This is a genomic window from Achromobacter sp. HZ34, from assembly GCF_002209485.1.
In the GTDB taxonomy this organism is placed as follows: Bacteria; Pseudomonadota; Gammaproteobacteria; order Burkholderiales; family Burkholderiaceae_B; genus Bordetella_C.
Genome location: NZ_NJIX01000002.1, coordinates 930,267 through 952,605, shown reverse-complemented (window position 1 = coordinate 952,605; position 22,339 = coordinate 930,267). Strand labels below are relative to the sequence as shown.

At 64.1% G+C, this 22,339-nt stretch carries 18 protein-coding genes; 4 read left to right on the top strand and 14 right to left on the bottom strand.

Annotation, left to right across the window (positions count from 1 at the left end):
* Window positions 1-137: 137 nt before the first annotated feature.
* Together earP and CEY05_RS10980 are read right to left on the bottom strand one after the other, a co-directional pair.
* Window positions 138-1,370, bottom strand: coding sequence for an elongation factor P maturation arginine rhamnosyltransferase EarP (gene earP, locus CEY05_RS10985; protein WP_088598606.1), 1,233 nt, complete (start codon window positions 1,368-1,370; stop codon window positions 138-140).
* 43 nt (window positions 1,371-1,413) lie between these two features.
* On the bottom strand, window positions 1,414-2,613 hold the full coding sequence (locus tag CEY05_RS10980) for a DUF2863 family protein (RefSeq protein WP_088598491.1): 1,200 nt from the start codon (window positions 2,611-2,613) through the stop codon (window positions 1,414-1,416).
* 199 nt (window positions 2,614-2,812) lie between these two features.
* Between CEY05_RS10980 and CEY05_RS10975 the strand changes: the two genes are divergently transcribed.
* Window positions 2,813-3,634: a class III extradiol ring-cleavage dioxygenase gene (locus tag CEY05_RS10975; protein WP_198952764.1), complete on the top strand. Its 822-nt coding sequence runs from the start codon at window positions 2,813-2,815 to the stop codon at window positions 3,632-3,634.
* A gap of 376 nt (window positions 3,635-4,010) precedes the next feature.
* Complete coding sequence (locus CEY05_RS10970; RefSeq protein ID WP_088598489.1) at window positions 4,011-4,985, top strand: tripartite tricarboxylate transporter substrate binding protein; 975 nt, start codon at window positions 4,011-4,013, stop codon at window positions 4,983-4,985.
* 18 nt (window positions 4,986-5,003) lie between these two features.
* On the opposite strand, the gene CEY05_RS10965 is transcribed toward CEY05_RS10970, so the two are convergent.
* From CEY05_RS10965 to fdxA, 12 genes are all read right to left on the bottom strand, one after another.
* Window positions 5,004-6,782: a hypothetical protein gene (locus CEY05_RS10965; RefSeq protein ID WP_143220372.1), complete on the bottom strand. Its 1,779-nt coding sequence runs from the start codon at window positions 6,780-6,782 to the stop codon at window positions 5,004-5,006.
* 755 nt (window positions 6,783-7,537) lie between these two features.
* Window positions 7,538-10,261: an aconitate hydratase AcnA gene (gene acnA, locus CEY05_RS10960; RefSeq protein WP_088598486.1), complete on the bottom strand. Its 2,724-nt coding sequence runs from the start codon at window positions 10,259-10,261 to the stop codon at window positions 7,538-7,540.
* Between the two features lie 438 nt (window positions 10,262-10,699).
* Window positions 10,700-11,695 (bottom strand): branched-chain amino acid ABC transporter permease, encoded by a 996-nt coding sequence (locus tag CEY05_RS10955; RefSeq protein ID WP_088598485.1) that lies wholly within the window; start codon window positions 11,693-11,695, stop codon window positions 10,700-10,702.
* A complete protein-coding gene (locus tag CEY05_RS10950) occupies window positions 11,692-12,579 on the bottom strand; it encodes a branched-chain amino acid ABC transporter permease (RefSeq protein WP_088598484.1) in 888 nt (295 codons plus the stop codon). The genes CEY05_RS10955 and CEY05_RS10950 overlap by 4 nt, the downstream gene beginning before the upstream one ends.
* Before the next feature lie 99 nt (window positions 12,580-12,678).
* Window positions 12,679-13,893 (bottom strand): ABC transporter substrate-binding protein, encoded by a 1,215-nt coding sequence (locus tag CEY05_RS10945; RefSeq protein ID WP_088598483.1) that lies wholly within the window; start codon window positions 13,891-13,893, stop codon window positions 12,679-12,681.
* A 70-nt stretch (window positions 13,894-13,963) separates the two neighbouring features.
* Window positions 13,964-14,677, bottom strand: a complete 714-nt coding sequence (locus CEY05_RS10940; protein ID WP_088598482.1) for an ABC transporter ATP-binding protein — start codon at window positions 14,675-14,677, stop codon at window positions 13,964-13,966.
* A complete protein-coding gene (locus CEY05_RS10935) occupies window positions 14,674-15,447 on the bottom strand; it encodes an ABC transporter ATP-binding protein (RefSeq protein ID WP_088598481.1) in 774 nt (257 codons plus the stop codon). Before CEY05_RS10935 ends, CEY05_RS10940 begins: the two co-directional genes overlap by 4 nt.
* Before the next feature lie 369 nt (window positions 15,448-15,816).
* The gene (nth, locus tag CEY05_RS10930; protein ID WP_088598480.1) at window positions 15,817-16,452 is read right to left on the bottom strand and encodes an endonuclease III; all 636 of its coding nucleotides are present in this window, start codon (window positions 16,450-16,452) and stop codon (window positions 15,817-15,819) included.
* 37 nt (window positions 16,453-16,489) lie between these two features.
* Window positions 16,490-17,107 (bottom strand): electron transport complex subunit RsxB, encoded by a 618-nt coding sequence (gene rsxB, locus CEY05_RS10925; RefSeq protein ID WP_088598479.1) that lies wholly within the window; start codon window positions 17,105-17,107, stop codon window positions 16,490-16,492.
* 255 nt (window positions 17,108-17,362) lie between these two features.
* Complete coding sequence (locus CEY05_RS10920) at window positions 17,363-18,604, bottom strand: polyhydroxyalkanoate depolymerase (RefSeq protein ID WP_088598478.1); 1,242 nt, start codon at window positions 18,602-18,604, stop codon at window positions 17,363-17,365.
* Between the two features lie 274 nt (window positions 18,605-18,878).
* Entirely contained in the window at window positions 18,879-19,739 is an 861-nt protein-coding gene (locus CEY05_RS10915; RefSeq protein WP_088598477.1) for a ferredoxin--NADP reductase, read from the bottom strand.
* 46 nt (window positions 19,740-19,785) lie between these two features.
* On the bottom strand, window positions 19,786-20,109 hold the full coding sequence (gene fdxA / locus CEY05_RS10910) for a ferredoxin FdxA (RefSeq protein WP_088598476.1): 324 nt from the start codon (window positions 20,107-20,109) through the stop codon (window positions 19,786-19,788).
* A gap of 182 nt (window positions 20,110-20,291) precedes the next feature.
* Here fdxA and pncB point away from each other — a divergent pair, with 182 nt between their 5' ends.
* Both pncB and CEY05_RS10900 read left to right on the top strand, forming a co-directional pair.
* Window positions 20,292-21,479, top strand: a complete 1,188-nt coding sequence (pncB, locus tag CEY05_RS10905) for a nicotinate phosphoribosyltransferase (RefSeq protein ID WP_088598475.1) — start codon at window positions 20,292-20,294, stop codon at window positions 21,477-21,479.
* A 416-nt stretch (window positions 21,480-21,895) separates the two neighbouring features.
* Window positions 21,896-22,249: a RidA family protein gene (locus CEY05_RS10900; protein ID WP_088598474.1), complete on the top strand. Its 354-nt coding sequence runs from the start codon at window positions 21,896-21,898 to the stop codon at window positions 22,247-22,249.
* Window positions 22,250-22,339: the final 90 nt, after the last annotated feature.

Here is a 22,339-nt window from a genome sequence, read left to right as displayed (position 1 = left end):
GGCCATACCTTCCGTGCACCGCGCCGCACGCTGCCTTCAGGATGTCGCCGTCTTCGTATTGCTACTACTGGCGCTGCATGCACTGATGAGCGGGGGCGGCGAAAGTCGGGAAGTAAATAGCCGCAAAGCCCATGATTCTAACCTTTTTCCCGGTGTTTTGCGCAAAATGCGACCAGCCGGTCTGCCAGACTCGCCTGCTGAGCATAGTCGGCATCCCACGCTTTGGCACGGGCGCGCCAAGCCTCCCAGGCGGCCGGCGCCAGGGCGCCAGCCAGCGCGTTTGCCACGGCGCCGCCGCCCGCGGGGATATCGGAGACGGAATCCAGGCCACGCCCCTGGCTGTTGCCCGGGTTGGCGCCCGGGCCGGTTACTGAGCCCGTATTGCCATTCCACGCCTCGATCAGCTTGCGTGCTGCGGCCGGCGGGTTGTAGCGCGCCAGCCACGCTTGCAGCTTGACCAGGTGCGCCTGCGCTTCCTGGACGTAGATCTGCCAGACCAGCGGCCGGGCCGCCCAGGCGGCGCGCAGGAAGGAATCCTCGCCCCGCACGAAATTGAGGTCGGCACACCACAGCAGACGGTCGTAGTCGTCCTGACCCAGGAAGGGGATGCGCACCACCGTGACGCCGTAGTGCGGCGGGACCGCGGCGGCGTCCAGCCCGGGCGCCACCCCCTCGGGGACCAGGATCAGCGCGGGCCGCCCGGCATCGGACCAGACCCCGGGCAGGGGCGCGCGCGCCGGTGCGAAGAGTCCTGCCGGCAGCGCCTCGGCGGGTGCATCGGGATAGCAGAACAAGGTGGTCAACAGTGCCCCGGTTTCCCATTGGGCGAGTACGGCGGCGGGCAAACCCAGGCCGGCGAGAAAATCGCGCTGCGCCCCGCGCTGGCGTTGCAGGGCGTCGCGTTGCGCGCTCAGGTTTGCCTCGCGCGGCAGGCCGCCCGTCTGCGCCGTGAAGCCGGGAAAGAAAAAGTATTTGGACAAGCCATCCGGTTGCAGCGAGGGCAGGCCATGGCAGGACGCCACCCAATCCTCGGCGCTCAGGTATTCGAGATTCAGCCACAACGGCCGGCTTGCGCGCATGGCCGCGCGAAATGCCGGCGGCGGATCGCAGGCAAAAGCCTCGATGACGACATCGCCCGGCGCGGGCATATCGGCCATGGTGTCATGCCAGGCGATCAGTTCGACGCCGTCGACGGTCTGCCTGGCGGCATCGGGATCGGCCTGCGGCGCCAGGCGGCACAGCGCGGGCACATCGTCCACCCACAAGCGCACGCGCCAGCCGTGTTCGGCCGTCAACTGGCGCGCCAGGCGCCAGCAGACGCCGAGATCGCCATAGTTATCCACCCGCTTGCAGAAGATGTCCGCGCGCAGGGCGGAAGTCGGCGCGCGGCGCATGTCCAGGCCCCGCTGCGGATCAGTGGAAATGCGCCGGCCCGGCCTGCGCGTCGTCGGGCAGCTCGGCATGCACCATTTCGCCCAGGGGATTGGGGAAATAAGGCGCACCGCAGTCTTCGCAGAAATCCATGGGCAGCACGCCCGGGATACGGCGTACTTCCGTGACGCCCAGATCCTTGAGCAGGGCGGCGATTTCCTCTACCGGATTGATGCCTTCCTGTTCGGCGTCGTCGTCTTCGCGGCCATAGAGCGGCCACACGCAACCGTACATGACGTCGTTGCTGCTGCGCGCGGTGAAGGACACCCGGTATTCGTCGATACGGGTTTCGCCGCAGCCGGCGATCACCGCGCGCAATTGCGAGGGCTGCAGATTGACGGAGGATTCCAGCCAGTTGACCGCGGCACGCAGGGCCAGGGGCCGCACGCGCCGGTCTGCTTCGCGATTGTTGACGTAATACGCGTCGGGCAGCAGGCATTCGATGCCGCAGCCGGGCAATAGCGTAGCCAGGGTAGGCTGGGCCTGTTCTATCCATTGCTCAAGACAGCTTTCCCGCGTGGCGCCCGCCTCGCCGGGCTGCTCCTGCCAACGGAACAGGGCCGTGCCTTGCGCGACGGCGGCGGCGCCGACGATGTAGCGCGTGTCGGCCAGCATATTGGCGGTTTCGGCTTCCGCGTTCAGCGTAGGCTTCACGGTCTCGGCGCCCAATGCCTGGGAACCCAGCCTTTGCAGCCAATGCCAGGTTTCCGAGAAGGTGCGCGGCATCTGGTCGATGCTGACCAGATGCGGCAGCAGGCTCATGCGCACGTCCTGGGCCAGCACGTGACCGTGCAGTTGCGCGGTCAGGGCCTGCAGGGCGGGGGCGGGCACGGGACCGGTGGGAATGGCATAGCGGGTCCAGGCGACCACGGGGATGACGAACAGCAGGACGTCGTAGTTGACCCCGTTTTTCTCGATGATGGTGGACTCCGTCAGCGTTTCCGCCTGCTCCACCAGGATCTCGTAGGCGCCAGGCTGGGTCAGCGCCAGATGGTCCAGCGCGGCGTCCAGCGGGGCGTCGTTGCCGGCACGCAGCAGCTTGGGAATGGCCACGTTCAGCTGTCCTTCCCAGAATACGTCTTCGACGCGGCTGCCGGAGCTGTTGAGCGCGAGCGCCAATGACACCAGTCGAGAGGCATCACGTGTCAGGCGAGGAGGAGTATTGCTGCGAGCGCGGGGCATGAGGGTACGGGCGTCCTGGGATAACTGCGTAACCCCATAGTGTAAGGGAAGGGCGGGGTGGACCGCCCCCAAGTCCTCGTTGCCGGCCGTCGAAGCTATTGTTGCGAAAGCCGGAATTTTAAAAAGCAGGTGGCGCGATTTATTGCACGTACGAAAACAATCATACTTGCCGCATTCAGTCATGCTCAAGGAGGCCACCGTGCGCTGGCCCACACTCTTCGTTTCCCACGGTTCGCCCATGCTGGCGGTGGACCCCGGCCGTACCGGTCCGGCGCTGGCCGACTGGGCGCGGCAACTGCCCAAGCCGGCTGCCATCCTGGTGGTGTCGCCGCATTGGATGGGCCACGGCCTGGCGGTCAGTACGCGCGATCGCCAGCAGGCCTGGCATGACTTCGGCGGGTTCCCCCAGGAGCTCTACAGCCTGCAATATGCTGCCCCCGGCTCGCCTGGACTGGCGCAACGCGTGGCGGGCTTGCTGGGCGCTGCAGGCTTGACCGTGCATGACGATCCCAAGCGGCCTTTGGACCATGGCGCCTGGGTGCCGCTGCGTTATTTGTACCCGGACGTCGACGTTCCCGTCGTGCAACTGGCGCTGGATGCGGGCCGTGATGCCACCGCGCAATACAAGCTGGGCCAATTGCTGAGTCCTTTGCGCGACGAAAACGTGCTGATCATCGGTTCGGGCTCGCTGACCCACAACCTGCGCCACGTGCAGCGCGGCCATGACGCGGCCCCGCTGCCTTATGTGGAGCCCTTCCAGTCCTGGTTCGCGCAGCACATCGCGGCCGGCGACACTGCGACGCTGCTGGATTGGGAAATGCGGGCCCCGGCTGCTGCCCAGGCGCATCCGAGTGACGAGCACCTGATGCCGTTCTACGTGGCATGGGGCGCGGGCGAAGGGCCCGGCGTGCGCCTGATCGACGAAGTGGCCTATGGAGCCCTGGCCATGGACGCCTACCAGTTCGGCGAACTGCACGCGGCCACTGCCCACTCCCCCGAACCCCTGGCCGTCACCGCGTAGTCAGAGGCAGCCGGGCATCCCCGGCCCTTGCCGGGCGTCGCCAGCCTTTGCCTGGCCTCGCCAGCCCCAGCCGGGCGTCGCCGGCCTTTGCCTGGCATCGCCGGCCCGCGGCGGTGAAGCCCCTCTTCAATCATCCCCGCCGTCAGGCGGGGATGAAATACTTCCCCCGGTGGCGGGGGCGAAGCTGCCCATCCCTCGCAGGTGCCCCACTTGTCATATGAGTGGCGCAAACCGAGCCGCTCTCAGCCGCTCATCCCGCCAGGAAATCCCTAACAATTGCGATATTGACGCTGTCAAAGTTGAAAGGCAGAATTCTCCATGTCATCCGACATCCTATAAGAAGAAAGCGCATTGAACCGGTGCGTGGAGGAGTTAAATGTCTATCAACCGTCGTCATTTTCTGACGGCCGCTGGCGCTGCCGCGCTCGGCGTCGCCGCCCCGTCCCTGCGTGCCGAGGCCGCCTGGCCCAATCGCAACGTTCGCCTGCTGGTGCCCTATACGGCGGGCGGCTCGTCCGACATCATCGCGCGCCTGGTCAGCCAGCCGCTCGCTGAAGCGCTGAAGCAGACCGTCATCGTCGACAACCGTCCGGGCGCCAATGGCAACCTGGGCGCCGCCATGGTGGTCCAGTCCGACGACAAGCACACCCTGCTGTTGTGCGACCTTGGCGCTTTGGTGATCAGCCCGTCCGTCTACACCAAACTGAACTTCGATCCCAACAAGGATCTGCGCGGTGTCAGCATGCTGGCCTATTCGCCGCACATCCTGGCCGTGCATCCGTCGGTGCCGGCCAATACCCTGCCTGAACTGGTGGCCTTGTCGAAGAAGGAACGCCTGAATTTCGCCGTGACCGCCATGGGCAGCGCGCCCCACGTGGCAGGTGTCGCCGTGGAGCAGGCCACCGGCGCGAAGTGGGAATACGTGCCCTACAAGGGCGGCTCGCAGGCCGTCACGGACACCATCGGCGGCCAGACGCAGATCATCATGAACGGCATGCTGGCGACCTTGCCCTATGTCCAGAGCGGCAAGCTCAAGGCCATCGCAGTGTCCAAGCGCAGCCGCATGCCGCAGATTCCCAATGTGCCCACCATCGCCGAGCAGGGCGTGACGGATTTCGAGTCGGGCACCTGGCAGGGCGTCGCGGCGCCCTTGAACATGCCGGAGGACGCCGTGGCGCAGCTGGCCAAGGAATTGGCCCGCATCATGAACCTGCCCGAGATCAAGTCGAAGCTGAACGACCAAGGCGCCGAAGTCGCGATCATGCCGCCCGCCGAGTTGAATCCTTTCCTGCTGTCCGAACGCAAGCGTTGGGCGGAAGTCGTCCAGAAGGGCAACATCCGCCTGGACTGACGCGCGTTCGACCAGGCGCTAAGCCCGCTGTGCCGCGTAGGCACAGACCTCCAGCAAGTGCTGGCGGCAGCGTTTGCCATCGTCGGACTTGTGCCGCAGCGCCAGGTTCATATCGTCGGCGGCCGAGGCGACGAGGCGCCTGTCTTGCAAGGCCAGGGAGCTGATCCATTTCCTGTCTCCCTGGCGTTGCATCGCCAACGTCATCAATTCGACGGCGCTCTGGTCATTCGGCACCTGGGCCGCTGTCGCATAGCAATCGTCCAGGGCCGCGATCAGCGCCTGGCCACGGCGCCTGGCGTTTGCCTTGCCCCTGCGGCCCAGGTTCAGCGCGGCCTGGATATCCGTGGCGTAGCGCTGCAATTCACGAATATGGATTTCCCGCCTCAGGCTCCGCACCAGCGCCGTATGTAGCGCCGGCGACGACTTCAGCTCGCGCGTCAGTCCCTGGGCATCCGCCAGTATCGTCTGCAAGGTGTGCTGCTCCAGCGACGCCGCCAGCCCGGACGTCAGTTCCTGGGGCTCGGTCAATACCGTCTCCAAGGCCTGCAACTCCCGTGGCGTCAGCTTGCGCAGGGTGTGCTGCAGATACGCCAGCGCGCCTGCCCCGTCGTCGGGCCTTGCCTGCGCCTCGTCCCGGGCCGGGGCAGCGCCCGCGTCCGCGGTGAACGCGAGGTTGAGCATGATGCGCTTCTTGCTCAACTTTTCCGCGCTCATGGTCTTGTTGCCGACCAGGCCATCCACCAGGTCCTTGATCGCGTTATTGGTCTTCAGCGGTTGCTTCCGGCTCCAGCCGCGCAGCCGCTGGTACAGCCGGGACAGATGCCGTATCACGGTCCACGAGCGCCGGTAGCCGCTTTCCAGGAACGGCGCACCGTGCGCAACTCCGTCAATTGCAGGGGAGCAGGACAAGGATGTCCAGTTGCCCAGTTTCTCCCAGAAGATGTGCAGCTTCTCCTGCATGCGCTCGTCGGTTTCGTACTTGTGCAGTTCATGCTTGATGAACGCGTTCACCATTTCGGCACGAGTCGAGGCGCCCGCCGCAGTGGCGGTGCCCTGGGCTGTGCGGGCATCGCACAGATTTTCCAATTGCATCCTCATGCCTGGGGACAGGCCGTCGATCAAGCTGCCCAGTCTTGCGTCGACGGACTGCGTGAAGTCCAGCGTGTCGCTGGCATTGCGCATCTTGCGCAGGGCGCGAACCAAGCGGGCGCCGGCCGCCTGGTGCTGGTCGATTGGAAGGTTCAACATATCGTCGACGGCGCTCCTGGCTTGCGAGATGCTCTCGGTCCATTCTCGCTGCGCGACGATGTCATGGCCCTTCATGCCCAGGGCGTCGAGCAGTCCGATAACCAGTGCGCGGGCGTCCTGCAACGCTTGCGGCGCGTTCGGGTTGCGTTTTTTCTTGAACCAGGCCGACGACGCCAGCAGCTTGCCTGCCTGCTCGATGATGGCCTGGCGGCCGGCGTCCGTTGGATCTTGCAGGCGCGCGAGGACACGCGAGCGTTCGAGACTCACGCCGTTGAGATGGGGATTCAGCGTGCCGTCGAACAGTGCGCTACGCAAGGTGGCGTAATCGGCGATGGCCGTGCATTCCACCAGGCCCACGAGTGCCTTGGCGATACCTGGTCCGGCCGCGCCTCTGCCGGCCGCGGCCGATGCGGATGAGTGCTGCTCGGCATGCGACATCAAGGCTTCGTACAACGTATCGACGCTGCGGCTCACATCCGCCCGCGGCGCGCCATTCACGTCGTCCCACATTCCTTGCAAGGCCGTCCAGCTGTCTTTGGCTGGATCCACCCCATCGACGCCACTTACCCCATCCCCCGCAACGAACGCCCCCAGCGCGGCTGGCGCAGTCGACCCCGTATCCGGGGCGACGATAGTGCTGTAGGCGGGCGGGACATCCGGGGCATCCGTGGCATCCGGGGCGTTCGCGACATTCGCGACATTCGCGCCATTCGCGGAAAACTCGGTGCCCCCGGCACCTTCGAACGGATTCCGGCTCAAGCGGACCGAACCCCGCGCCGTCTCGAGGTGCTGCAGCGTACTCGCCGGGGCTGCCGAGCCCTCTCGCTGGCCCGCGGGTTCGCCGCCGCCAATCCGCGCATCCTGAAAGGAGCGTCGAGGATTGCCCCGCATCGATGCTCTTTGCTTTTGGTTCTGCACCGGACTCACCCGGCCATGGTCGGAGAAAAAGCCGGAGGACGTTGTGGAACCATCCAGGGACATGGCGCTGCGCCGTCGCGGGTGGTTGGCGTGCACCGCATCGGGCCGCGTCCAGTCAAGGGGAAAGGCAAGCGTAGGGGAGTCGCGGAACTGGACAGTATCAGGCAAGGTGATCTCGCAAATGAGGTGGAGGGACGCGGGGCGCAGTGCTGGCCCGCGATTCCACCTTCGTGTCGAGTCATGCCGGTGCGTTCCTGCGAATGGCGTGAAAAGGGCACGTAAAAGCCGCAGGCATAAAAAAAGCCGGGCGCCCTCAAGCGCCCAGCCGTTTGCCCGCGTGGGTCGACCGGTTCAGCCGCAAGCGTTGCGGCCGCTGGTCATTCGACTCAAGCCGCGGCAGCCGCGGCCGGCTCATTCGCCAGCAACTGACGCAACACGAACGGCAGGATGCCGCCGTGCTGGTAGTAGTCGACTTCGATCGGCGTGTCGATACGCAGCAGCACCTGTACGTCGCGCTTCGAACCGTCCTTGCCATGGATGGTCAAGGTGACGTCCTGCTGCGGCCGGATGCCCGCTTCCAGGCCGCTGATGTCGAAGGTTTCCTCGCCGGTCAGGCCCAGCGTCTGCGCGCTGTCGTCACCCTTGAACTGCAAGGGCAACACGCCCATGCCGACCAGGTTGCTGCGGTGGATGCGCTCGAAGCTGCGCGCCACCACGGCCTTCACGCCCAGCAACTGGGTGCCCTTGGCGGCCCAGTCGCGCGAGGAACCCGTGCCGTACTCTTCGCCACCGAACACCACGGTGGGGGTGCCCGCCGCGATGTACTGCATGGCCGCGTCATAGATCGAAATCTGTTCGCCGGACGGCTGGTACAGCGTTTCGCCGCCTTCGAAGCGGCTGCCGTCGGCCAGCGGCGGAATCATCAGGTTCTTGATACGCACGTTGGCGAAGGTGCCGCGCATCATGATCTCGTGATTGCCGCGGCGCGAGCCGTAGCTGTTGAAGTCGGTCTTCGATACACCGTGTTCCTTCAGCCACTTGCCCGCGGGCGAGCTTTCCTTGATGGAGCCGGCCGGAGAAATGTGATCGGTGGTCACCGAGTCGCCGAAGATGCCCAGTGCATGGGCGCCCTTGATGACGGGGATGGCGCCGGGCTCCATGCCGAAGCCCTCGAAGAAGGGCGGTTCGGCGATATAGGTCGACGACGGCCAGTTGTAGGTCTCGCCACTGACGCCCTTGATCTTTTCCCACAGCTTGCCGGGATTGGACTTGACCTGGCCGTAGTTGGCCTGGAAGCCGGCCGGGTCCAGCGCGTACTGCAGCAGGTGCTGCACTTCCTCGGTGGACGGCCAGATATCGCCCAGCCAGACATCGCCGTTCTTGCCCTTGCCGACCGGCTCGGTCATCAGGTCGCGCGTGACGGTGCCGGCCAGGGCATAGGCCACCACCAGCGGCGGCGAGGCCAGGAAGTTGGCCTTGATGTTCGGGTGGATGCGCGCTTCGAAGTTGCGGTTGCCCGACAGCACCGCGGCGCACACCAGGTTTTCCGAGATGATGGCTTCGTTCAAGTCCGCCGTCAGGTCGCCGGCGTTGCCGATACACGTCGTGCAGCCATAGGCGGCGACGTTGAAGCCCAGTTTTTCCAGGTAGGGCAGCAGGCCGGTCTTGGTCAGGTATTCGGTGACCACGCGCGAGCCAGGGGCCAGCGAGGTCTTGATGTGGCCGGGGATCTTCAGGCCGGCTTCCACCGCCTTCTTGGCCAGCAGGCCCGCCGCCAGCATCACACTGGGGTTGGACGTGTTGGTGCAGGAAGTGATGGCGGCAATCAGGATGTCGCCGTTCCTGACCTTGGTCTTGGCACTGGTGGTGTAGACCTGGCCCAGGTTTTCAGCGGGCTGGTTGAAGCCGTTTTCGGCCACCGGCTTGGAGAACAGGTCGATGAAGGTGTTCTTGACGTTGCCGATCTCGATACGGTCCTGCGGCCGCTTGGGGCCGGCCAGCGACGGCGCCACGGTGGACAGGTCCAGCGTCAGCAGCTTGGAGAAATCCAGGTCCTTGGCCTTGGGCACGCCGTACATCTTCTGGGCCTTGAAATAGGCCTGGAATGCTTCGATTTCGTCTTCCGTGCGGCCGGTGCCCTTGAAGTATTCGATGGTGCGGTCGTCGACCGGGAAGAAACCCATGGTGGCGCCGTATTCCGGCGCCATGTTGCCGATGGTGGCACGGTCGGTCACCGACAGGCTGGCGGTGCCTTCGCCACAGAATTCGACGAACTTGCCGACCACTTTTTCCCGGCGCAGCATTTCGGTGATGGTCAGCACCAGGTCGGTGGCAGTGACGCCGCCGCGCAGCTTGCCCTTGAGCTCGACGCCGACGACGTCGGGCGTCAGAAAGTACACGGGCTGGCCCAGCATGCCGGCTTCGGCTTCGATGCCGCCCACGCCCCAGCCCACCACGCCGATGCCGTTGATCATGGTGGTGTGGCTGTCGGTGCCCACCAGCGAATCGGGGTAATAGACGTTATTGGCCTTGTGGACGCCGCGTGCCAGGTATTCGAGGTTGACCTGGTGGACGATGCCGAAGCCCGGGGGCACCACGCCGAAGGTGTCGAAGGCCTGCATGCCCCACTTCATGAACTGGTAGCGTTCCTGGTTGCGCTGGAATTCCAGTTTCATGTTCAGGTCCAGCGCCTTCTGGGTGCCGAAGTAGTCGATCATCACGGAGTGATCCACCACCAGGTCCACCGGCACCAGGGGCTCGATGGCCTTGGGATCCTTGCCCATGGACGCAGCCACCGAACGCATGGCGGCGATGTCGGCCAGCAGCGGCACGCCGGTGAAGTCCTGCAGCACCACCCGGGCGACGACGAAGGGAATTTCTTCCTCGCGCTTGGCGGTCGGCTGCCAGTTCGCCAACTGCTTGACATGTTCCTCGGTCACTTTCTGGCCGTCGCAGTTGCGCAGCACGGATTCCAGCACCACGCGCATCGAGACGGGCAGTCGCTGGACGTCCACGCCCAGGGCCTTGCCCAGCGCCGGAAGGGAATAGTACTGACAGGACTTGCCACCGATTTTGAATGTCTTGAGGGTGTCGAAGGTGTTGTGCGGCATGATGGACTCCGTGGTTGTTGTCCGCAAAAGCTGCCATTTTCAGGCGTTTTGGCGGGCTTGTCATCTTGATGGGAGGACAGCCCGTCAGCGGCGCTTAAGGTAAGGACGCGACCCGGGGATCTGCCCGGGTCTTATGTCTTATATAAGACCTATCAGAGCCCTATTTTGCGCCGATTTTCGCGATTACGCGAGCCGCCCGCCCGCAAGTGGCTTGCCCAGGCGTAAGACGCCGATCGTAGCGGGGCTTCGTTACAGAAGCCTGTCGGGCGGATTGCCGGAATCAAAGATTCGCACAACATTCGCTTGATAGTCTGGCCGTGGCTGGCGCGTAACCATGGGCCAGCCAATTCGGTGCTCGATAGAGCAGTGATGTAGTGCAGTAACGTGACCACTACGTCTTTGGCCTCCCCGTTGGGGGAGGCCATTTTTTTGCAATCCTTACCCCGCCGGCGTGCCCCGTGCCGGGCGGCGCTTCTGCACCAGGGCCTGCAGTTCCCCGGCGATGCCGCGGCGGAAGGCCATCACGCAGATCACGAAGATCAGCCCGATGACGATGGTCACCGATTCCCCCAGCTGGCGGAACCAGTCGACGCCAGTCCAGCTGGCCATGGCCTGGCCGAAATCGCCCACCTTGTTCTCCAGCAGCACCACGATGAAAGCGCCGATCACCGGGCCCAGGAACGTCCCCATGCCGCCGATCAGCGTCATCAGGATGACCAGCCCCGACATCTGCCAGGTGGCATCGGACAGGGTCGCCGAGACGAACACCAGGGTCTTGGCGGACCCCGCCAGTCCGGCCAGCGCCGCCGACAGCACGAAGGCCAGCAGCTTGAAGCGGTCGACGTCATAGCCCAGCGAAATGGCGCGCGGCTCGTTTTCCCGCAAGGCCTTGAGCACCTGCCCGAAAGGCGAGTTGATGGCGCGCCAGATGAGGGCGAAACCGATCACGAACAGGCCGAACACCAGGTAGTACAGGTTGATGTCCTTGCCCAGGTCGATGAAACCGAACAGGCGGCCGCGCGGCACGTTCTGCAAGCCATCCTCGCCGCCGGTGAAATGCGCCTGCAGAAAGAAGAAGAACACCATCTGCGACATGGCCAGCGTGATCATGGCGAAATAGATGCCGCTGCGGCGGATGGCCAGTATCCCCACCGCCAGGCCCAGCAGGGCCGCGACCGCGACGCCGAACAGCAGCCCCGCTTCGGTGGGCATGCCCCACACCTTCAGGGCATGGCCGGTGGCGTAGGCGGCGGCCCCCAGGAACGCCGCGTGGCCGAAGGACAGCAGGCCGGTGAAGCCCAGCAGCAGGTTGAATGCACACGCGAACAGGGCGTAGCACATGACCTTCATGGCGAAGATGGGATACACCCCCATGAAAGGCAGCAGGGCCAGCAGGACGGCCAGGACGACATAGGCAGCAATTTGTCGGTTCATTTTTCTTTCCCGAACAGGCCGGCGGGACGCAGCAGCAGGACGATGGCCATGATGATGAACACCACGGTGCTGGAGGCTTCAGGCCAGAACACCTTGGTCAGCCCCTCGACCACGCCCAGGCCCAGGCCGGTCAGGATGGATCCGAGGATGGAACCCATGCCGCCGATCACCACCACCGCGAACACCACGATGATCAGGTTGGAACCCATCAGGGGGGAAATCTGCAGCACCGGCGCGGCCAGCACGCCGGCAAACCCGGCCAGGGCCACGCCGAAGCCGTAGGTCAGCATGATCATGCGCGGGACGTTGACGCCGAAGGCCTCCACCAGGCGTGGGTTCTCGGTGCCGGCGCGCAGCAGCGCGCCCAGGCGGGTACGTTCGATGACGAACCAGGTGCCCAGACAGACCACCAGCGACGCCACCACCACCCAGGCGCGGTAGTTGGGCAGGATCATGAAGCCCAGGTTCGTGGCGCCGCGCAGTGCGTCGGGCGGCGGATAGGGCTGCCCGGAGACCCCGAAGACGCTGCGGAACAGGCCCTCGATCAGCAGGGTCAGGCCGAAGGTCAGCAGCAGGCCATAAAGATGGTCGAGCCGGTACAGGTGCCGCAGCAGCAGCCGTTCGATGACGATGCCGAAGATGCCCACCACGATCGGGCCCAGGATCAGCATGACCCAGTAGTTCAGGCCCAGGTAATTCAAGCCGGCCCACGCGGCGAAGGCGCCCATCATGTAGAGCGCGCCGTGGGCGAAATTGATCACGTTCAGCAAGCCGAAAATGACCGCCAGGCCCAGCGAAAGCATGGCGTAGAACGAGCCGTTGACCAGCCCCAGCAGCAATTGGCCCAACAGCGCCTGCAAGGGGATGCCGAAGATTTCCGTCATCGTGTGCGTTTCCTGCGCGCCCGCGTGGATGGCGGGCGGTTGAACAAGCGTAGACGCGCCGCCGCGTTGGATGGACGCGGCGGCGCGCAGTGGCGCGGATTACTTCTTGACCAGCTTGCAGGTCGATTCGGAAAGCTTGGTGTAGACGTCGTCGCCAGGCAGCGTCGCGACCACCTTGTAGTAGTCCCAGCGGCCCTTCGATTCCTTGGGCGTCTTCACCTGCATCAAGTACATGTCATGCACCATGCGGCCATCCTCGCGGGTGTAGCCGTCCTTCACGTACATGTCGTTGAGCTTGTTCGACTTGAACCACTTCATGATGCCGTCGGCGTCGTCGCTGCCGGTGGCCTTCACGGCCTTCAGGTAGCTGGTCACCGCCGAATAGTCGCCCGCCTGCAGGCTGGAAGGCTTGCGGTTGATCTTGGCTTCGAACTTCTTGGACCAGGCGCGCGCTTCATCGGACTGGTCCCAGTACCAGCTGTCGGTCAGGTACATGTTCTGCGTGGCTTGCAGGCCCAGCGAGTCGATGTCGTTGATGAAGACCAGCAAGCCCGCCATCTTCATGGTCTGGGTGACGCCGAATTCATTGGCCGCCTTGATCGAATTGATGGTGTCGCCGCCGGCGTTGGCCAGGCCCAGGATCTGGGCCTTGGACGATTGCGCCTGCAGCAGGAAGGACGAGAAGTCCGACGCGCCCAGCGGCGCGCGCACGGCACCCTTGACCTCGCCGCCCGAAGCCTTCACCACATTGGCGGTGTCGCGCTCCAGCGCGTGGCCGAAGGCGTAGTCGGCGGTCAGGAAGAACCAGCTCTTGCCGCCACTCTTCACCACCGCCGAGCCGGTGCCGCGGGCCAGGGCCACGGTGTCGTAGGCATAGTGCACGGTGTAGGGCGAACATTGGGCGTTGGTCAGGTCGGATGCGCCCGCGCCCACGGCGATGAAGGGCTTCTTCTTTTCCGCCGCCACCTGGGCCATGGCCAGGCTGGTGGAGGAATTGGTGCCGCCGATCAGGACGTCGACTTTCTGCTGGTCGAACCATTCACGGGCGCGCGCCGACGCGACGTCCGCCTTGTTCTGGTGATCCGCGGTGACCAGTTCGATCTTCTTGCCGTCGATGCTGCCGCCGGCTTCCTCGATGGCCATCTTGATCGCTTCGATGCCGCCCTTGCCGTCAATGTCGGAATAGACGCCGGACAGGTCGCTAATGAACCCGATGCGGATCACGTCATCGGAAATCCCGGCGGCGTGCGCCGGCAGGCTGATTGCGCCGATGCCGGCCAGGGCCAGTGCAGCCGTTAGGGTATGCAGCTTCATGGTTGACTCCTCTCCCTCTTGTAAGGGGGTGCCGGTCGTGCCGGCGGGTGGCAGGTTGTGGTCGGAGACCTTATACGCCCAGCAGTTCGTTGAGCGTTTCCTGTTTTTCGTTCAGTTGTGCGGCGTCGAAGTGTTCGATGATCTGGCCGTGCTCCATGACGTAGAAGCGGTCGGCCAGCGGCGCGGCGAAGCGGAAATTCTGCTCCACCATGACGATGGTATAGCCCCGTTGCTTCAGCGCCGTGATCATACGCCCCAACGCCTGCACGATGACGGGCGCCAGGCCTTCGGAAATCTCGTCCAGCAACAGCAGGTTGGCGCCGGTACGCAGGATACGCGCGACAGCCAGCATCTGCTGCTCGCCGCCGGACAGGCGCGTGCCCGGCGAATGGCGGCGTTCCTGCAGGTTGGGGAACATCTCGTAGATTTCCGCCAGCGACATGCCGCCGCCCAGCGCGCCGCCCACGAAGGGCGGCAACAGCAGGTTCTCCTCGCAACTGAGGCTGGCAAAGATGCCGCGTTCCTCGGGGCAGTAGCCGACACCCAGGTGGGCGATGCGAAACGTGGGCATGCCGGCCGATTCGGTACCGTTGATGCGTACCGAACCCTTGCGGCTGCCCGTCAGGCCGAGAATCGCGCGCAGGGTGGTGGTGCGGCCGGCGCCGTTGCGGCCCAGCAGCGTCACCACTTCGCCCTGGCGTACGTTCATGTTCACGCCATGCAGGATGTGCGACTCGCCGTACCAGGCGTGCAGATCGGTGATTTCCAACGCCGGCGCGTTCATCCGTGCGCTCCTTGCAGTTGACCTTCGGTGCTGCCCATATAGGCCTCCATGACCGCCGGGTTGCTGGCCACCTCGGCGTAGTTGCCTTCGGCCAGCACGGCTCCGCGCGCCAGCACCGTGATGCGGTCGGCGATGGAGGACACGACGTTCATATTGTGCTCGACCATGAGTACGGTGCGGCCCACGCTGACGCGCTTGATCAGGCGCGTCACGCGGTCCACGTCCTCGTGGCCCATGCCCTGCGTGGGCTCGTCCAGCAGCATCACTTCCGGCTCCATCGCCAGCGTGGTGGCGATTTCCAGCGCGCGCTTGCGGCCATAGGGCAAGTTGACGGTGGTCTCGTCGGCGAAGGCCGACAGGTCGACCTGCTCCAGCAGTGCGCGGGCCGGCTCATCGAGCGCGTGCAGTTTTTTCTCGCTGCGCCAGAAGTGATAGGACAAGCCGGTCTTGCGTTGCAGGCCGATGCGGACGTTTTCCAAAACGCTGAGGTGCGGGAATACCGCCGAGATCTGGAATGAACGGATGATGCCCCGCCGTGCGATCTGCGCCGGGCGTTCGCTGCTGATGTCCTGGCCGTTGAACAGGATCTTGCCGGCGCTGGGCGCCAGGAACTTGGTCAACAAATTGAAGCACGTGGTTTTGCCTGCGCCGTTGGGGCCGATGAGGGCGTGGATATGCCCGCGCTTGACACGCAGGTTCACGCCTTTCACCGCGACGAAGCCACGAAACTCCTTGGTAAGGCCTTGTGTCTCCAGGATGGTGTCGTCCATGTAGTAGCACCAAATTTTTATTTGTTGCCGGCGAGTATGCGGACGGGCGAAACAAAATTCTATGGGGGTTTTACATAGGTTTAAGGTGGCGAAATCGGCGCCGTCATGGTGCGGCGCGCCGCCGCGCAACGCGGCCATCCATGCCGGTGACGGGGTGGTGGTGTTGCGGCGCAAGGGGGGATGACGCTGCGCGGCAAGGCGCTGCGCCCGTTACTTCTCATGCAAAGTGCTGCACGGCCAAATCACGTATCGGTATATAGCCGGGAAATTGCACGTTTGTGGCAGCGTGCTGCTTTTTCCATTTCACGCCGTACGGCGTGGCGACGGACGCTTCTTTGCATCGTGCGGCGGCCGCGTCGTGCACGCCTGTCAGGCCGGCGTCTTCTGCTTGAATTCGCACAGATCGGCGATGCCGCATTGCGGGCACTTGGGTTTGCGCGCCACGCAGACATAGCGGCCGTGCAGGATCAGCCAGTGGTGCGCGTCGAGCAGGTATTCCTGGGGTACCACCTTCATCAGCTTCAGCTCGACGGCCAGCACATCCTTGCCCGGTGCCAGGTTGGTGCGATTGGCAACGCGGAAGATGTGCGTGTCGACCGCCATCGCGACCTGCCGGAAGGCGGTGTTCAACACCACATTCGCGGTCTTGCGGCCGACGCCGGGCAGGGCTTCCAGCGCCTCGCGTGTGTCGGGGACGACGCCACCGTGCTGTTCCAGGATGATGCGTGCCGTGGCGACGGCGTTCTTGGCCTTGTTGCGATAAAGACCGATGGTCTTGATGTATTCCGCCACGCCTTCCTCGCCCAGGTCCACCAGGCCTTGCGGCGTGCCATGGTGAGGAAAGAACTTGCGCGTGGCGATGTTCACCGATTTGTCCGTTGCCTGCGCGGACAGCAGCACCGCGATCAGCAGCTGGAACGGCGTGGTGTATTCCAGTTCTGTTTCGGGGGCGGGGTTGGCGGCTTGCAGGCGGGCGAAGATCTCGCGGCGTTTGGCGGGGTTCATCGGGCTTGGGAGGATAGGGACGGTGGCGATTCGGCCGTTATTTAGCACTGCGCCGGGCACGGGCGCGCTCCAACGCGCTTGCGATTGCATCGCGCTTGCGGGCATCGGCATCGGTCGCGCTGACTTCCGCGCTGGCAACGGCACGCTCCGGCGTCGCAGGTTCTTGCGGTGATGTTTCCAGGCGTGCCAGGCGCTGGTCATGGCGTTGGCGTGCCGCGTCGGCGTCGACCTGCGTCCACTCACGCGCGGCGGGGACCATGTCGATGCAGTCGACCGGACAGGGCGCGACGCACAGATCGCAACCCGTGCAAAGATCGTCCAGCACCGTATGCATGCGCTTGTTGGCGCCGACGATGGCATCGACCGGACAGGCGCTGATGCACAGCGTACAGCCGATGCAGTGCTGTTCGTCGATCACTGCCAGCAGCAGCGGACCGTGTTGCCCGCGTGTGGTATCCAGGGGCAGGGGTGGCGTATGCAGCAGTCCGGCCAAAGCGTGGATGCCGTCATCGCCACCCGGCGGACATCGATTGATCGGCACCGCGCCGTCGGCGATCGCCTCGGCATAAGGCCGGCAACCGTCGTAGCCGCACTTGGTGCATTGCGTCTGCGGCAGCAGGGCGTCGATGCGATCGACCAGGGATAAGTCGGACATAAAGAAAAACAGCTTCTTCCAGAAAGAAAATCGGACCCCACACCCGACAGGCGACCCGTGGCCAAGCCACAGGGCAGCCCGGCGTCGCCTTGCTGCAGCCAAGCGGGAGGGTTTCACCCATCCCGCTTCATATCCGCCCGCAGCCACGTGCGGACAGGTGCAAGGGCCAAGGCTCGCTCGTGCGCTTGACGCATCTTCTCCGGCGGGGAATGAAAAAGGGGCCCAAGGCCCCTTTTTCTACCATCCTTCGTCGGCTCAGGCGTGTTGCCGAATGAATTCGCCGATTTTAGGACAGATCGTGTTGCGCCAGCGGCGGCCGGAGAAAATGCCGTAGTGGCCGGCGCCTTCCGCGGTGTAGTGGGCCTTGTTGGCGGCGCTGATGCCGCTGCACAGGTCCTGCGCCGCGCGCGTCTGCCCCTGGCCGGAAATATCGTCCAGCTCGCCTTCGATGGTGAGCAGCGCCGTCTTCTTGATGTCGGCCGGCTTCACCAGCTTGCCGCCCACCTTCCACTTGCCACGCGGCAGCTGGAATTCCTGGAACACGATACGGATGGTGTCCAGGTAGAACTCCGCCGACATGTCCAGCACGGCGTTGTATTCGTCGTAGAAGCGGCGATGCGCCTCGGCGTCGCCATCGTCGCCGCGCAGCAGGTCCAGGTAGAAGTCATAGTGCGACTTCATATGGCGGTCCGGATTCATGGCAACGAAACCGGCATGCTGCAGGAAGCCCGGATAGACCAGACGCCCGGCGCCCGGATAGCGCGGCGGCACGCGATGGATAAGCTGGGTCTCGAACCAGGAATACGGCTTGGTCATCGCCAGGTTGTTGACCTGGGTGGGACTCTGGCGCGGATCGATGGGGCCGCCCATCATGGTCATGCTGCGCGGCTGACAGGGATCGTTGGCGCTGGCCATCAGCGAGATGGCCGCCAGCACCGGCACGGTGGGCTGGCATACCGAAATCACATGCGTGTCGGCGCCCAGGAAGTGCAGGAAGTCCTGCACGTAGTAGACGTAATCGTCGAGATGGAAGGGCCCTTCGGAAACGGGCACCATGCGGGCGTCCGTCCAGTCGGTCACATACACGTCGTGGTTGGGCAGCAGCGCGCGCACGGTGTCGCGCAGCAGCGTGGCGTGGTGGCCGGACATGGGCGCCACCAGCAGCACGGTGGGATCCTTGCGCTTGGCCATGGATCGGCTTTGACCGATGCCTTCGCGCTGGAAATGGATCAGGCGGCAGAAGGGCTTGTCCACCGCCACTTTCTCGATGATCTTGACCTTCTCGCCATCGATTTCAGTGGTGGGCAGATCCCAGGCGGGTTTCTCGTATTCCTTGCCGATGCGATGCATCAGCTCATAGCCCGCCGCCATCTGGCGCGAAACGGGCGTATAGGCCCAGGGGCTATAGGGATTGGAAAATAGCTGCGAACTCGCTTCTGTGAAAGCAGCAAAAGGCGTCAGGAAGGCGCGCTGCAACTCATGCAATTCATACAGCATAAGATGAAAATCCTTACGTTCTGACCAGGTATCCGTCGCGGCGGTTCGCCTGGAAGGGTAGGGCATGGGTCGGATCGAAACCAGCCGGATCGAGACCCGATGCACCCGTGGTACACGCCCGCATTATTGCGCTGCGGCACGTGTTTATAGCGAAATCCATGGTGAGCAGTCCGCGGGGCGGCCGTTTTTGTTGCGAAAACGGGAATTTCTACAAGAAATCCGTTTTTACGCCCCGAAACGCACGATTTATTGCGAATCACGTGCGTTTTGTTGCTTACCAGTAGTTCTCGACGGCCAAATTGCCGGGAATACCGCGACGTCCCGGCGCGAAGCCCATTTCACCAAGCAGTTTACGTGCCGCCGACAGCATCTCCGGGTTACCGCAGAGCATCACCTTGGCCAGTTTGGGGTCCAGGCGCTCGCCCGCCAGCTGTTCCAGGCGTCCGTCGGCAATCAGCGTCGTCAGGCGTTCGCTGGGCATGCCGGGCAGGGCCTGGCGCGTGGCAATGGCGAGATAGATCAATTTGCGTGGATCGGCGCGATGAACGGCGGCGAATTCGGGCAGGTTGGACCAGCTTTCGATCTCTTCCCGATAGGCCAGCTCTTCAGCATGGCGCACGCCGTGCACGACGATGATGCGACGGAACGAGGTCCAGGTCGCCGGATCACGCAGGATGGATAGATACGCCGACAGGCCCGTGCCCGTGGCCAGCAGCCACAGGTCCGGCTGTTGGCCCGGCTGCGGCTCCGGCTGAGTCCCGTCCGGTGCAGCCGGGAAGAAGCGGTCTATGGTCAGGAAACCATAGGGATTCTTCTCGATATAAAGGCTGTCGCCCACGCGCAGTTGCGCCAGGCGCGGGCTGAACTCGCCCTCGGGCACGACGATGGAGAAGAATTCCAGGGCATCTTCCAGCGGGCCGGACACCATGGAGTAGGCACGCCACAGCGTCGGCGCGGCATCCGGCGAGGCATCCGGTTCGCCATCGGCAGCGGCGGGCAAGCCGACGCGGGCGAACTGCCCGGCCTTGAAGGAAAAGGCAGGATCGCGGGTCACACGCAGCGAAAACAGCTTGCCGGGCACCCAGCTGCGGACTTCAGTAACGGTTTGGCGCGTGTATTTGGATACGTCGGTCATTAGCAGTTCGAAGGCGGTTCAGGCGCAATTCGAGCGCGTGCACCGTTTACTTTTCCAGGTATTGCAGTTTGTCCGGCTTGCCGTTCCAGTCGTCGGCATCGGGCAGCGGCTTGGTCGCGCGGCTGATGCTCTGGAATTCGGGCGACAGTTCGGCGTTCAGCGCGATGAACTGCAACTGGTCCTGCGGGACGTCTTCTTCCGCATAGATGGCGTTGGCCGGGCACTCGGGGATGCACACCGCACAGTCAATGCACTCGTCGGGATCGATAACCAGGAAGTTGGGGCCCGCACGGAAACAATCGACGGGGCACACATCCACACAGTCGGTGTACTTGCATTTGATACAGTTTTCGGTAACGACGTGGGTCATGCGGTGGAACTCCGGGGTTTATTTTTCCGCGAAAAGAGAGATTTTACCCAAACCTGGGCAAAAGCTCCTGGGATAACCCTGGCCGGGGCATAGTCGCCCGCGGCCTCGGCCTGGGCGCTGTGCTATGGTTCCCCAATAGCTAACGCGGCAAAACGCCGTAGGCCGGCCCCCTCCGCGACATCATGATAATTACTTCGCTGCTCGACACCGATCTCTACAAGTTCAGCATGATGCAGGTGGTCCTGCACCAATTTCCCGCGGCCCAGGTCGAATATCAGTACAAGTGCCGCAACACCGGCGTCCATCTGCGGCCCTATATCGATGAGATCCGCGCGGAAATCCATGACTTGTGCCAGCTGCGGTTTACCGTCGACGAACTGGCGTACCTGGGTAGCCTGCGCTTCATCAAGAGCGATTTCATCGATTTTCTTGAACTGTTTCATCTGCCTGAGCGCTGCATCCATGTGAGCGAAGGCAAGGAAGAGGGCGAGATTTCGATCACGGTGAAAGGGCCGTGGCTGCACACGATCCTGTTCGAGATTCCCGTGCTGGCCATCGTCAACGAGGTCTATTTCCGCAATACCAAACGGCATCCGAACCTGGCCGAGGGCCGCGCGCGCCTGCAATCCAAGGTAAGCCTGGTGGTGGACGATCCGTCCATGGCGGATTTCCGGGTGGCCGAATATGGCACGCGCCGGCGTTTCTCCAAGGCCTGGCACCAGGAAGTGGTGGCCACCATGAAAGACACCATGGGCAAGATGTTCGCCGGCACCAGCAATGTTGCCCTGGCGCGCGAGCATGGCGTGCTGCCGCTGGGCACCATGGGCCATGAATATCTGCAGGCCTGCCAGGCTTTGGGGCCGCGCCTGCGCGACTCCCAGGTTTTCGCGCTGGAAGTATGGGCCAAGGAGTATCGCGGCGATCTGGGCATCGCGTTGTCGGATGTCTATGGCACCAACGCCTTCCTGCGTGACTTCGATATGTATTTCTGCAAGCTGTTCGACGGCGCGCGCCATGATTCGGGCGATCCCTTCGTCTGGGGCGAGCGCATGATCGAACACTATCGCGCCAACCGGGTCGACCCGCGCACCAAGACGCTGGTGTTTTCCGATTCCCTGACCTTCCCGAAGGCCGTGGAGCTGGCGCGCCGCTTCGCCGGCCGCTGCCGCGTGTCCTTTGGCATCGGTACCAACCTGACCAATGACCTGGGGCATGAGCCCCTGCAGATCGTCATGAAGATGGTCCGCTGCAATGGCCAGCCGGTAGCCAAGGTGTCCGATGCCCCGGAAAAGACCATGTGCGACGATCCAGCGTACCTGGCCTACCTGCGCCAGGTCTTCGAACTGCCGCCCCTGCCCGCCGGCAAGTAAGCAAGGCCGGCCGCCACGCCGCGCGCCCGGCAACGCAGGACGCGGTGCGCTTGGCAACGCGAGGCGCGGTGCGCCAGGCTGCTCAGGACGCGGTGGTCTTGGCTTCTCAGGACGCGGTGGTCTTGGCGGCGCAGGATGCGGTGGGCCTGGCGGCTCAGGACGCGGTAGGCGGGCGGCGCAGGGCGCGGTGCGGCAGTACTTGGCCCCTGATTGCCGCGGCCATGGGGGCGCTAGCCCAAGAAAGGGGCGATGGGGGTATCCCCCATCACCAAAAAACATTCTTTCATTTGACCGTTTGCCCCGACTCGTGGCGTTGTGTCGTGCGTGAACCGGCCAGTGGCCCGGTTGCGAACGCGCTTTCCCTCATGGGCGGAAGGCGGCGATAATCGATGGTTTCCAACAGGAGGGATCACCCCATGAGCAGCATCAAACGCGTCAATGTCGCCAAGCGTCTCTCGGATATGGCCGTCTATAACGGCGTTGCCTACCTGGCCGGGCAGGTCCCGGATGACGCCACGCTGGACATCACCGGGCAGACCGCCCAGGTCCTGGCGACCATCGACAAGCTGCTGGCCGAAGCCGGCACCGACAAGTCGCGCATCCTGATGGCCCAGATCTTCATCACCAACATGAAGGAATTCGACGGCATGAACAAGGCGTGGGACGCCTGGGTTGCCGACGGCAACGCGCCTCCCCGCGCCACCGTTGAATCCCGCCTTGCCAATCCCGACTACAAGGTCGAGATCGTCGTCACGGCCGCGGTCGCCTAAGGCACCGTTTCGCGCCGCGCGGGTCCGGCTCCGCCCGAATGCCGGCGGCATTCCCAGGTGATGCCCCGGCGGCATTCCCGCGGCGATACC